General features: G+C 58.5%; 13 protein-coding genes. 2 read left to right on the plus strand and 11 right to left on the minus strand.

The window, feature by feature from the left end; all coding sequences use genetic code 11:
- Positions 1-41: 41 nt before the first annotated feature.
- Complete coding sequence (gene rnt / locus C7436_RS17875; RefSeq protein ID WP_011785965.1) at positions 42-707, minus strand: ribonuclease T; 666 nt, start codon at positions 705-707, stop codon at positions 42-44.
- A gap of 37 nt (positions 708-744) precedes the next feature.
- Entirely contained in the window at positions 745-1,776 is a 1,032-nt protein-coding gene (pyrC, locus tag C7436_RS17880) for a dihydroorotase (RefSeq protein WP_121208649.1), read from the minus strand.
- Between the two features lie 158 nt (positions 1,777-1,934).
- Here pyrC and C7436_RS17885 point away from each other — a divergent pair, with 158 nt between their 5' ends.
- Complete coding sequence (locus C7436_RS17885) at positions 1,935-2,864, plus strand: flagellar protein MotY (RefSeq protein WP_121208650.1); 930 nt, start codon at positions 1,935-1,937, stop codon at positions 2,862-2,864.
- Positions 2,865-2,886: 22 nt separating this feature from the next.
- Here the strand turns inward: C7436_RS17885 and C7436_RS17890 are convergent, their stop codons facing one another.
- The gene (locus C7436_RS17890; RefSeq protein WP_022992893.1) at positions 2,887-3,813 is read right to left on the minus strand and encodes a histone deacetylase family protein; all 927 of its coding nucleotides are present in this window, start codon (positions 3,811-3,813) and stop codon (positions 2,887-2,889) included.
- Positions 3,814-4,016: 203 nt separating this feature from the next.
- Here C7436_RS17890 and C7436_RS17895 point away from each other — a divergent pair, with 203 nt between their 5' ends.
- The gene (locus tag C7436_RS17895; RefSeq protein WP_014421963.1) at positions 4,017-6,764 is read left to right on the plus strand and encodes a bifunctional acetate--CoA ligase family protein/GNAT family N-acetyltransferase; all 2,748 of its coding nucleotides are present in this window, start codon (positions 4,017-4,019) and stop codon (positions 6,762-6,764) included.
- 12 nt (positions 6,765-6,776) lie between these two features.
- Here C7436_RS17895 and rdgC read toward each other — a convergent pair whose 3' ends face one another.
- The 8 genes from rdgC to C7436_RS17935 form a co-directional block, all read right to left on the minus strand.
- The gene (gene rdgC, locus C7436_RS17900) at positions 6,777-7,703 is read right to left on the minus strand and encodes a recombination-associated protein RdgC (RefSeq protein ID WP_022992894.1); all 927 of its coding nucleotides are present in this window, start codon (positions 7,701-7,703) and stop codon (positions 6,777-6,779) included.
- A 99-nt stretch (positions 7,704-7,802) separates the two neighbouring features.
- The gene (locus tag C7436_RS17905; protein WP_011785959.1) at positions 7,803-8,003 is read right to left on the minus strand and encodes a DUF2788 domain-containing protein; all 201 of its coding nucleotides are present in this window, start codon (positions 8,001-8,003) and stop codon (positions 7,803-7,805) included.
- A 60-nt stretch (positions 8,004-8,063) separates the two neighbouring features.
- Positions 8,064-8,834: a peroxide stress protein YaaA gene (gene yaaA / locus C7436_RS17910; protein ID WP_121208651.1), complete on the minus strand. Its 771-nt coding sequence runs from the start codon at positions 8,832-8,834 to the stop codon at positions 8,064-8,066.
- A 12-nt stretch (positions 8,835-8,846) separates the two neighbouring features.
- Complete coding sequence (locus C7436_RS17915; protein ID WP_011785957.1) at positions 8,847-9,080, minus strand: glutaredoxin family protein; 234 nt, start codon at positions 9,078-9,080, stop codon at positions 8,847-8,849.
- Entirely contained in the window at positions 9,080-9,832 is a 753-nt protein-coding gene (locus C7436_RS17920; protein ID WP_023008813.1) for a YciK family oxidoreductase, read from the minus strand. The genes C7436_RS17915 and C7436_RS17920 overlap by 1 nt, the downstream gene beginning before the upstream one ends.
- Positions 9,833-9,895: 63 nt before the next feature.
- Positions 9,896-10,561 (minus strand): phosphoglycolate phosphatase, encoded by a 666-nt coding sequence (gene gph / locus C7436_RS17925; RefSeq protein ID WP_211329896.1) that lies wholly within the window; start codon positions 10,559-10,561, stop codon positions 9,896-9,898.
- Complete coding sequence (ubiG, locus tag C7436_RS17930) at positions 10,551-11,267, minus strand: bifunctional 2-polyprenyl-6-hydroxyphenol methylase/3-demethylubiquinol 3-O-methyltransferase UbiG (protein ID WP_014421957.1); 717 nt, start codon at positions 11,265-11,267, stop codon at positions 10,551-10,553. Before ubiG ends, gph begins: the two co-directional genes overlap by 11 nt.
- A 21-nt stretch (positions 11,268-11,288) precedes the next feature.
- Positions 11,289-12,617 (minus strand): TRZ/ATZ family hydrolase, encoded by a 1,329-nt coding sequence (locus C7436_RS17935; protein WP_121208653.1) that lies wholly within the window; start codon positions 12,615-12,617, stop codon positions 11,289-11,291.
- Positions 12,618-12,640: the final 23 nt, after the last annotated feature.

The following is a 12,640-nucleotide window of genomic DNA, read 5'->3' on the forward strand; positions in this document are numbered from 1 at the left end:
AAACCCGCCTCGGCGGGTTTTTTCGTTTCAGGTTGGAGATTTCATTCCTGGGGTTCTTCGGCAATTTCGATTGGCGGCGGCGGAAACCCGCCCAGTTCACGCCAGCGATTGACGATGCCGCAGAACAGGTCTGCTGTCTTTTCCGCGTCGTAGGCGGCCGAGTGGGCTTCCTTGTTGCTGAAGGGAATGCCCGCCAGTTTACAGGCCTGGGCCAGCACGGTGTGGCCGTAGGCGAGGCCCGCCAGGGTAGCGGTATCAAACGTCGAGAATGGATGGAACGGGTTGCGTTTGATATCGGCCCGCAGCGCTGCCGCGAAAACGAAATTATGGTCAAACGTGGCATTGTGGCCCACCAGGACCGCGCGCTTGCAGTCGTGTTCTTTTACCGCCTTGCGGATGGGAGAAAAAATCTCGCTCAGGCCTTCCCGTTCCGGTACCGCCTCCCGCTCCGGATTCCAGGGATCGATACCGGTGAAATCCAGGGCCGACTGCTCCAGATTGGCGCCTTCGAACGGGTCGATCTGCTGCACGTGGGTTTCGCCCCGGCGCAGCCAGCCATCCTCATCCATGGTCAGCATTACGGCAGCGATTTCCAGCAGAGCATCACGTTCCGGGTTGAAGCCGGCGGTTTCCACGTCGACCACCACCGGCAGAAAGCCGCGAAAGCGCTGGGACATGGGGTGGGGCTGTTTGTTTTCGTCTGACACTCGAACTCCGATGTTCGTGGTAGTGAATGAATAGGGTTTACGCCATGCGCCAGTTAACGGTTTCGCCAGCCTTCAACGGAACAATTCCGCCGCCGGCCAGAGGCAGGTTCTCCGGCATGGTCCAGGGTTCCCGCACCAGCGTCACGGTGTCGGTGTTCCGGGGCAGGCCATAGAAATCGGCGCCGTTGAAGCTGGCAAAGGCTTCCAGCTTGTCTAGAATGCCCAGTTCCTCGAAGATATCGGCATACAGGCCGATGGCGCCGTAGGCGGAGTAACAGCCAGCACAGCCGCAGGCGGCTTCCTTCTTGTCTTTCGCGTGTGGGGCAGAATCCGTGCCCAGGAAGAAGCGGGGATCGCCACTGGCCACCGCCTCTCTGAGTGCTTGCTGATGCTTGTTGCGCTTGAGGATGGGCAGGCAGTAAAGGTGTGGGCGAATACCGCCGACCAGCATGTGATTGCGGTTATACATCAGATGCTGTGGTGTGAGAGTTGCTCCAAGGTTATTGCCCTGGTGGCTACGGACAAATTCGGCCGAATCGGCCGTGGTGATATGCTCAAGAACCACCCGGAGCGACGGGAACGCTGCCAGCGTTGGTGCCAGAACCCGCTCCAGAAACACCTTTTCCCGATCGAAAATATCGATGTCGCTGTCGGTCACCTCGCCGTGTACCAGCAACAGCATGCCGCAATCCGCCATCGCCTCCAGCACCGGGTAGATATTGCGAATGTCCGTTACGCCGGAGGCAGAGTTGGTGGTGGCGCCAGCCGGGTACAGTTTCGCTGCCACTACGCCGGCGGCTTTGGCTTCACGAATGGTCCCGGCGGTGGTGCTCTCGGTCAGATACAGGGTCATCAGTGGCTGGAAGTCCGTTCCCCGGGCCGCGGCCAGAATGCGATCCCTGTACGCCATGGCTGCGCTGGCATCGGTTACCGGCGGTACCAGGTTAGGCATGATGATAGCGCGGCCGAAGCAGGCGGCGGTGGCGGGTACCACATCGTTCAGAATGTCGCCGTCGCGCACGTGCAGGTGCCAGTCGTCCGGGCGTGTGATGGTTATCTGTCGGGTCATGAGAAGGTATCCGAAAGCGAGCGCAAAATTTCGCGGATTATATCAGAAGCGAAAAGCAGATGTTTTTAACCTGATCGTAAGTTATCCGGCTCAAGTTCCCGGTCGGGTCGCCGTTAACCGGTTAGTTCACTGGTTTAAAGGCTCCACGGGGCATTCCTATGGTTTCACCCAATTGGTTCTTCAGGCAGAGCAGATTGCTGAAATTGCTGGCTACGGCAGGGTTGATGTCATTGCCCTCTGCGCCTGTGCTGTCATCCAGTTATGGTGCCGGTATTGAAAACAGCCAGTGGTATCTCTCCGAGTCGGTCTTTGAGTGTTCCCTTGTCCATGAGGTTCCTGGCTTTGGCCGCGCCGTGCTCAGGCACCGGGCAGGGGAAGACCTGCGTTTCTATCTCGAATCGGATCTGAGTGTGATGCGCCCCGGCCAGGGCCAGTTAGTGGTTGAAGCGCCGCCCTGGCGGCCAGGAGTTCCACCGAGCCCCATTGGTGCTGTGCAGGTAACGGATAGTCCGCGCTCGGTGAACCTGGGGAATCGGGAAGCGGTGTTGATTGCCCAGGGGTTGTCCCGAGGTATGCAGCCGACAGTAACCCGAGCCGCGGTATACAGCGGCCAGCCCGTGCGGGTGCAGTTGTCGAATGTGAATTTTTCCGGCCCGTACGCCGGCTATCGTGAATGCGTTGCCAGTCTGCTGCCGGTTAACTTCGACCAGGTTCGGCGCAGCCGGGTTCCGTTTGCCAGCGGGAGTGCCAGCCTGTCACAGGCAGACATGAACCTGCTCGACAATATTGTGACCTACGTGATGGCCGACAGCACGGTAGAAAGAATCTTCGTGGACGGCCATTCCGACAGTATTGGTAGCCGGATTGATAACCGCGCGCTGTCGGAGGAAAGAGCCAACGTGGTGGCCGAGTATCTCAAATCCAGGGGAATCGATGAGACTATGCTGACGGTCCGGGCCCACGGTGATCAGTATCCGGTTTCCCGCCGGCCGGCTGATAACCGCCGCACCACCATTCGTTTGCAACGCCAGGGTGAGCGCCCGGAACTGCTGCAGGCTAACGGTATGGGGAGCGAGTTTTCGGGATAGCCGGAACACGCCATCCCGAGTTTCAATATACTGCGTTCAGGACTTCCAGGTGCGCGGCCACACCCTCTGCCAGGGCTTTCAGGTGATACCCGCCTTCCAGCGTGGAGATGATGCGGTCGTTGGAGTGGTCATGGGCGACACTCACCAGCATTTCCGTTAACCATCGATAATCCTCGGTTTCCAGATTCAGCTCCGCCATGGGGTCCAGCCGATGCCCGTCAAAGCCTGCCGAGATCAACACCAGTTGCGGACGAAAATCCTGCAGTTTCTTGAGCCAGGCGGCTTCAACCGTCTTGCGGTACTCAGCCGCTGAACAGTCGGCTGCAATCGGCGCATTGACAATATTGTCGGCCTGCCGGTGCACGTGGGAATGCGGATAAAACGGATGCTGAAAGCTGGAACACATCAGTATGCGTTCATCACCACTGACAATATCTACCGTGCCGTTACCCTGATGCACATCGAAATCGACAATGGCCACCCGCTCAAGGTGATGGAAGGTGAGCGCCCGCATCGCCGCCAGGGCGATATTGTTATAGAAACAGAACCCCATCGACTTGGCACGTTCGGCGTGGTGTCCCGGTGGCCGGGCGCAGACAAAAGCGTTGGTTACCTGGCTGCTCATCACCATATCGACAGCCTGCACATTGCCCCCCGCGGCCAGCTTCGCTGCTCTCAGGGTGTCCGGCATCATCGCGGTGTCCGGGTCGGTGAACACCCGGCCCCGGGTTGGCTGCATCAGGTCCAACTGGTGCAGATAGCTTTCCGGATGCACTGTCAGCAGTTGGTCCCGGGTGATTTCTTCCGGACGAACCCAGTCCAGTTCCTGTTGCAGGTTGGTATCCGCGAGGTAGGCGAGAATGCTTGAAAGACGCTCAGGGCTTTCCGGGTGCTCCGGGCCCATGTTGTGTTTCTTGCAGTCGTCGTGGGAAAAAAATGCCGTGGTCATGGGTAATGCCTGAACCTGAATATGCTTATTATCGCATTCATGTTATCAGGGATAACCGAAGCCTGTCGTATTTCTTTGGTCTAATAACTCGTTAGTCGATTTACATCATGAAATCGCCACCTAAGATAAGGTATACACTGATAAGCAAGCCGTTTTATTGAAGTTTGTACATTCCTGTCGCGCACACCACTGGGAGAGCCGCGTTGAGTACCCGCTATCTGGAAAGCCTGTTCAATCCTGAATCCATTGCCGTTATTGGCGCCTCGGAACGCGCTGACAACCTCGGGGGTATGGTGTTGCGGAACCTGCTGGGCGGCGGCTATCCGGGCCGGCTCGTGGTGGTCAACCAGAGCGACTACGAAAACGTGCACGGGGTGCCCTGTGTGCGCAAAGTGTCCAAACTGGATTTCAGTCCGGACCTGGCGATCATCTGTACCCCGCCGGACACGGTGCCGAAAATGATCCGGAAACTCGGTGAATGCGGCGTGCGCACCGCCATTGTAATGACTGGGGGCATGTCCCGGACTCACAGTAAAACCGGCCAGCCATTGATGTATTCAGTGCGCGATGCCGCCCGGGAGACCGGCATCCGCGTATTGGGCCCCAACACTATCGGTTTGATGGTGCCGGCGCGGCATCTGAACGCCACCTATGCCCATATGGGGGCCATTCCCGGCCGCGTTGCCTTCGTGGGGCAGTCCGGCACCATTGCCAGTTCGGTGCTGGACTGGGCTTTTGCCAGGGGGGTGGGCTTCTCTTACTTCCTGACCCTGGGCGATGGCATGGACATCGATCACGACGACCTGATCGACTATCTGGCCCAGGACACCCAGACTCGGGCGATTCTTCTGCACATTGAAAACATCCCCAATCCCAGGCGTTTCATGTCAGCGGTGCGGGTGGCCTCCCGAACCAAGCCTGTGATTGCGGTGAAATCCGGACGGGTGCCCGAATCCGAGTGGTTTACCCATGCCTTGCCCGCTGGTATCAAACGCAGCGACCCGGTCTACGATGCCATGCTTCAGCGCGCCGGTGTGTTGAGGGTGGACGGGCTTGGCCAGATGTTTGATGCCCTGGAAACCCTGACCCGGATGCGCCCGCTGCGTCGGGAATCCCTGGCCATCATGGCCAACGGCGTGGGCCCCGGCGTATTGGCGGTGGATCGGCTGGCGGATCTCGGCGGTGAACTGGCGGAGCTGTCGGAAGATACGGTCAGGGAACTGGGAGAACTGCTGCCGCCGTACTGGACCCGCAAGAACCCCATTGACCTTAACTATGATGCTACGCCCGAGCTCTATGGCAAGGCTATCAAGATTCTGGCGAAGGACCCTAACGTGGCTAACGTACTGGTGATGTACGCACCCACACTGATCGAAGACAGCCTGCAGATTGCCGATTCCGTGGTGCAGGCGTCCAAGGGCACCCGCCTGAACATCTTTACCTGCTGGTTGGGGCAGAGCACGGTGATGGATTCCCGGGAAGAGTTTTACCGGGCTGGGCTGCCATCGTTCTTTAACCCGGAAAAAGCGGTAATGGCGTTTATGCAGCATGTTCGGCATCAGCGCATTCAGCGGCTGCTGACCGAGACGCCCGAATCGTTTACAGACCACTTCGCCGACCGGGCCAACACCCGCAAACTGGTCGCCAGGGCCTTGCGGGATGGCCGGCGGCATCTGTCAAACCGGGAAGCCCGGCGGGTGATCTGCGACTACGGCATCAATACCATTGAAACCGTCTACTGTGATGACGTGGAAGAGGTGCTGGAGGTCTTCGCAGTCGAGCGCCGCCCCATTGATGTAACTGTTATCCACGAAGATGTGTGTTATCCGTTCCTGGATCTGAGCCCGACCCAGCGCCGCTATAAGGGCACGGTCAAAAAGCTCAACAGCGAACAGGTGATCATCGACAGCTGTCGCTTCCTGATGGACGAATATCGGGAGCATTTCCCGAAAAGCGGGTTCCTGGGTTTTGCCGTCCAGCGTTCCTACCAGCATGTTGGCGGCATCGAGTTCAGTGTGGGGATCACTCGTGATGAGGTGTTCGGGCCGCTGGTGGTTTGCGGGGCAGCCGGTGCCCAGATCAATATCATGACCGATCGCCAGATTGCGTTGCCGCCCCTGAACATGGTGCTGGCCCGCGAGCTGCTGCGGCGTACTTACATGTACAAACTGCTTAAAGAACACAGCCTGAAGCCGGAAGAGGATATCCGGGCGGTGTCCGAAACCCTGGTGACGCTGTCACAGATTGTGATCGATATACCGGAGATCAAGGGCCTGGAAATCTCGCCATTGCTATTCAATGAGCAGGGCGCCGTTGCTGTAAACATCGCCATTGACCTGGATGAACATCCGATCAAGCCCATTATCCAGCCCTACCCGCGAGAGCTGGAGGAGTGGCTGGTATTGCCCAAATCCGGTCGCCGCGTGATTATTCGCCCGGTGCTGGCGGAGGATGAGCCTGCTCATCGGCTGTTTCACGAGCATCAGTCTCCGGAATCCATCCGTTACCGATTCTTCCAGTACCGCAAGCATTTTTCCCGGGAAGACGTGGCCCAGATGGTGCAAATCGACTATGACCGGGAAATGGTGTTCATCGCCAATGCGCCCCGTGAAGATGGTGAAGGCGAGGAGACCCTGGGTACCGTGCGTACCTGGACCGATGCCGACAATCTGCGTTGCGAGTTCGCCGTCATGGTAGATGACCGGATGAAAGGCGAAGGCCTGGGCGTGGCCCTTATGCAGAAGATGATTGATTATTGCCGTGCCCGGGGCACCATGGAAATGATCGGCAATGTGTTGCCGGACAACCGGCCGATGTTGCAGCTGGCCGAGCATCTGGGGTTCGAAATCAAATACAACCCGGAGGAAGAAGTGATGGATCTGCGACTGGTACTGAACGAGCCGCAGAAAGACTGGCAGAAGGAACGGCTGGGCAAAGGGGGGCATCTTTAGCCCCCCGTTCCTTTACTCCTCGACGATGGCGGAGCGATCTTCTCCGCCCAGGGCTTCCAGCAGCCCGGGAATCAGCCGTGACAGCTCCAGAGTCATGATGGTGAAAGCTGCATCAAACTTGGCCAGGGCGTCGTCGACATCGACGTCGTCCAATTGCTCTTGCAGGGTTTCACCGAATTTCAGCCGGCGTATGCCCAGCTCTTCGTCCAGTACGAACGAGACATTGTCGTCCCAGGTCAGGGCCAGCTTGGTTACCTGCATGCCGGCTTCCAGGTGGTTGCGGATCTCGTCGGCTTTGAGATCAAGGCCTTTACAGCGTACCACGCCGCCATCTTCTGACGGGTCTTTCAGTTCGCATTCGCTGCCCAGGGTAATGTTGGCAGGGTGATCGATGCTTTCGTTCAGCCAGCCGGTGAAGGTGAAGGCGGGGGATTGCTCAACCGCCGGCGGTCGCACAGGCAGTGATCCCAGGCTCTTGCGCAGGGTCGAGGCTAGATCTTCGGCCTGTTTCGCAGAGCCGGCATCAACCACCAGCACGCCGTCCTGAGGGGCCAGGTAAGCAAAGCATCGGCGGTTGCGTGAAAACGCCTGCGGCAGCATTTCCAGCATCACCTGTTCTTTCAGTTCGTCTTTTTCCTTCCGGCGCACCTTTCGGCCCTGCTCCAGCTCAATGGCTTCGGCACGCTCTTCCACAGCCTCCTTCACCACCGGCCCGGGCAGGATCTTCTCTTCTTTTCTCAGGGCAATCAGGTGATAACCGTTGGCGCTGTGCACCAGTTGGTCGCCATGCTTACCCAGGGGTGGAACCCAGCCCTGGCGATTGGTTTCCTGAGGGCCACAGGGTTTGAATGCGTCCGCCTGGAGTTTCTCTTCCAGCGCTTCAGCGGAAATATCGAAAGGTTTGGTGAAACGGAAAACACGGGCATTACGAAACCACATGGGTCTGAATCCTTGCGTCAGGTCGGAGCTTGTCGAATCGAAAAAGGGGGAGGGATGATACGGCTACCAGGCGGTAGCCGTAAAGTGACGGCAGGCCGGTCAGATCTGCATAACCTCCACCAGCACGGTTTTCACGATAAAACCGACAACGCCGGCGCCAAGCACGGTAAACAGCGCGATAGTGCCAAATTTGCCGGCCTGGGATTTCTTGGCCAGATCCCAAACGATGAAGCCCATCCAGGCAATAAGGCCGGTCAGAAACACCAGCATGGCGATCTGGGAAAATACTGCTTCGTTCATTGCTACTCCGATATCAACAGATGTCTGAAGGTGTTAAACACAGGTCGGAAAACCGCCTGACTACTGCTCGTCCCGCAGGAAAACCCAGTTGTTGTTATCGGATTGGTCTTCGCTGAAATAGTACCCCTCCAGGTTGAAGCCTTTGAGATCATCAGCCTGGGTAATTCGATTCTGGATGGCGTAACGGCACATCAGCCCCCGGGCTTTCTTGGCGTAGAAGCTGATCATCTTGTACTGGCCGTTTTTCCAGTCCTTGAACTGGGGGGTAACGAGGCGGGCGTCCAGGTGTTTTTTCTGCACGCTCTTGAAGTATTCATTGGAGGCCAGATTCACCAGCACCTTGTCGTCGCTGGCCAGGAGCTGGTTCAGGGCATCGGTAATCTTGCTGCCCCAGAACGCGTACAGGTCTTTGCCCCGGGTATTTTCAAACCGGGTGCCCATTTCCAGTCGGTAGGGCTGCATCAGGTCCAGCGGTTTCAGCAGTCCGTAGAGGCCGGAAAGAATCCGCAGGTGTTTCTGGGCAAAACTGAAATCCTCATTACTGAAGCTCTCGGCATCCAGACCGGTATAGACGTCGCCCTTGAACGCCAGAACGGCCTGCCGGGCATTATCCGGCGTAAACGGTGTGTGCCAGGTCTGGAAGCGCTCGGCGTTCAGTTGCCCGAGTTTGTCGCTGATGCTCATCAGGTTGCTGACCTGATGTGGTTCCAGCTCCTTGAGCTGGTCAATCAGTTCACAGGCATCGTCCAGGAAATCCGGTTGGGTATGGGTTTCCGTTGCCAGTGGGCTCTCATAATCCAGAGTCTTGGCAGGGGAGATGATCATCAGCATATCAGAGGATCCTCATTGCAGAAACGTGAGTAACTGGTCCCTGGTGAACGGCCAGTCCAGCTCAGCCCCGGTGTCGTTGCGGCGCAGCACCGGGATGCGGGTGCCGTAGCGCTCCACCAGGGCTTCGGACTGGGCAATGTCCACCACATCCACCGGAATGGGCTCGGGCATCGGGGTGCTGACCAGCAGCGCCTCTGCCAGTTCGCACAAATGGCACTGGGTTGTGGTGTAAAAAAGCAGTTCCATTATTTTTTCGGCTGCGCGTCAATTTGCTGGCCATGAACGCCTTTGCTGTCCCGGCCCATCAGATACAGGTAAACGGGCATCAGCTGCTCCGGGTCCGGGTTTTTCTTCGGATCTTCCGCCGGGTAGGCCAGCACCCGCATGCCTGTGCGAGTCGCGCCCGGGTTCAGGCTGTTTACCCGGATATTGTGGCGCTCGTCGTCCAGTTCGTCGGCGAGTAACTGGGCCAGGCCCTCAACGGCAAACTTGGAGACGGCGTAGGCGCCCCAGTATGCCCGTGCCTGCCGGCCAACGCCGGAAGAGGTAAAGATCATGGAGGCGTCATCGGATTTGCGCAGCAGCGGAATCATCGCCCGGCTCAGCAGGAATGGCGCTGTGGCATTCACGTGCATGACCTTGTTCCAGGTTTCCGGATCGTACAGCTCAACCGGGCTGCGAGCACCCAGAATGCCGGCATTGTGCAGGAGGCCATCCAGGCGACCGAAATTGTCTTCCAGGGTCATGGCCAGCTCTTCATAATCCTTGACCGCCGCCCCTTCAAAGTTCATAGGCACGATGGCAGGTTTGGGGTGGCCAGCGGCTTCAATCTCGTCGTAGACTTCCTCCAGCCGCGAGACCGTGCGCCCAACCAGAATGACGGTGGCGCCATGGGCAGCATAGGCTTTGGCGGCAGCGCGTCCGATACCACTGCCGGCACCGGTTACCATGACAATGCGGTCTTTCAGAAGATCGGCGGGTGCCTGGTAATCTTGCATAACCTGTCTCCGTAAATCAGGCCGGACCGGGCCTTGGCCAGCCCGGTCGAAAATAATTGGGCGCTATTGTAACAGCTTTGTCAGGTCGCTGACGGTATCGGCGATGCGGTCGGCTTGCCACAGGTCAACGGTCTCCGGTTGCTCTATGTAGCCGTAACGCACCGCGATGGTGTGCATTCCAGCGTTCCGGCCCGCTTCAATGTCCCGTTCATGATCACCGACATAAACAGATTTTATCGGTTCCACCTGAATCTGACGGCAGGCCAGCAGCAGTGACTCCGGGTGCGGCTTGCGTTCAGCCACATGGTCCGGGCAAATCAGGGCGGCACAGCGTTGCGCCAGGCCCAGGGCTTCGATCAGGGGCACTGCGAAGCGTGCGGGCTTGTTGGTGACAATCCCCCAGGGAATGCCCCGGCTCTCAAGGCTGCTCAGCAACTCGTCCATGCCCGGGAACAGGGTGGTTTCAACGGCCACACCGGTTTCATAGAGATCGAGAAAGGCCGTGTGCTTTTCAGGATAACCCTCGTGTTCGGGCTCCAGCCCGAATCCCACCCGAATCATCGCCCGGGCGCCGTTGGAAACCGAGCGCCGGATCTGTTCTGCGGGCAATGCCGGCATGCCGTGTTGCTGTCGGAGCTGGTTCAGGCAGCGGATGAAATCCGGGGCGGTGTCAATCAGGGTGCCGTCCAGGTCGAAGAGCACCGCCGCCGGTGTCTGCTCAGTCTTCACGGGTATCCCGGGCATGCATCAGGTAATTGACGTCTACATCCCGCCCAAGCTTGTACACCTTGGTGATAGGGTTGTAGGTCATGCCGGTGAGCTCGCGGACTTCCAGCCCGGCATGGCGAAGATGGTCAGACATCTCCGATGGACGGATAAACTTCTTCCACTCATGGGTGCCCTTGGGCAATAAGTTCAGAACGTATTCGGCACCGACAATGGCAAAGAGGAACGACTTGGGGTTGCGATTGATGGTCGACACGAACAGGTGGCCGCCGGGTTTCAGCATACTGGCGCAGGCTCGAATAACCGATGCCGGGTCGGGTACATGTTCGAGCATTTCCAGACAGGTAACCACGTCATACTGGCCGGCATGTTCAGGATCCCGCGCCAGTTCCTCAATGGTGGTCTGGCGATAGTCCACCTTCACGCCGGACTCCAGGCCATGGAGCTTGGCCACCGACAATGGCGCTTCGCCCATGTCGATACCGGTAACATGGGCGCCCCGAAGTGCCATGCCCTCGGACAGCAGACCGCCGCCGCAGCCAACGTCCAGAGCCCGTTTGCCGGCCAGCGAGACGCGCTCGTCGATGTAATTCAGCCGCAACGGGTTGATGTCGTGCAGTGGCTTGAACTCGCTGGTGGGGTCCCACCAGCGGCTGGCGAGCGCCTCGAATTTGGCAATCTCGTTCTGGTCTACGTTCTGGTTGTTCATGTTCGGGGTTACTCCGGATAATCAGCTGAGAATCTGTTTGCGCCATTCGTTCACCCGCAGAACCAGATCTGGTACGTCGATGCGGGTTAGTCTGCCATCCTGTAATTGTGGAACGCCATGAATCCAGCTGTGGCTTACTGCCCGGCCGTGGTTGCTGTAGACCAGGTGCGAAGCGGGGTCGTAGACAGGCTGCAGATAGGGGTCGCTCAAGTCGACGGCGATCAGATCTGCCAGTTTGCCCGCCACCAGGGAGCCGATGTCGTGGTCCCGCCCCAGGGCTCGGGCACCACTGAGGGTCGCCATTTCCAGCGCTTTGTGAGCCGACAGGGCTGCCGCATCGTCCGCCACAGCCTTGGCTACCATTGCGGCGGTTTTCAGTTCACCGAACAGATCCAGATCGTTGTTGCTCGCGGCCCCATCGGTACCGATGGTGACATTGATATCGTGATCCAGCAGTTTCTGCACCGGACAGAACCCGCTCGCCAGTTTCAGGTTGGACTCCGGGCAATGGACAACATGGGCGCCGGTCTTTTTCAGATGAGCCAGGTCGGATTCGTCGATCTGGGTCATGTGTACACACTGCGTATTGGCGCCGAGAACACCCAGGTCTGCCATACGCGCCAGTGGTCGCTGCCCGCTGGCTTTTACCGCTTCCGCTACTTCAAAGGCGGTTTCGTGCAAATGCAGTTGAATGGCGGCACCGGTTTGCTGCGCTAATTCCACGGCGGCACCCAGAGGACCGTCGGAAACGGTGTAAGGGGCGTGGGGCCCAATGGCAGGCATGATGTAGTCATCCCGCTGCCATTGTTCAATAAGGTCCGCACCTTTGCGCAGGTATTCTTCTGGCCCTGAACCCCATACCGTGGGCATATCCAGCAGGGGAAAGCAGATCTGTGCACGCATGCCGGTGTCGTGGGCTGCCTGGGCAGTCACTTCCGGGAAGAAGTACATATCCGAAAACGTGGTGGTGCCGGTGCGGAGCATCTCTGCCATGGCCAGGCGCGTGCCGTCTGCCACGAACTGCTCGCTGACAAACTTGCCCTCTGCAGGCCAGATATGATCATTCAGCCAGGTCATCAATGGCAGGTCGTCAGCCAGGCCCCGGAACAGGGACATGGCGGTGTGGCCGTGCAGGTTGATCAGCCCGGGCAGGACAACATGCCTGTTCAGGTCGAGGGTTTCCCGGGTGCGATAACTCTGGTCTGCCTCAGCCTGCGGCACGATCGCCAGAATTCGGCTGCCTTGAAGGATCACGGCCTGGTGTTCAAGGACAACCCCGAAGGGTTCGACGGGAATCAGCCAGCGGGCGTTGATTCGGGTATCGGCTGCGGTGATGGTTTCTGCCGTCATTAACCTGCCTTGCGGGTTCGGGG

Source organism: Marinobacter nauticus (assembly GCF_003634635.1).
Lineage (GTDB): Bacteria > Pseudomonadota > Gammaproteobacteria > Pseudomonadales > Oleiphilaceae > Marinobacter > Marinobacter nauticus.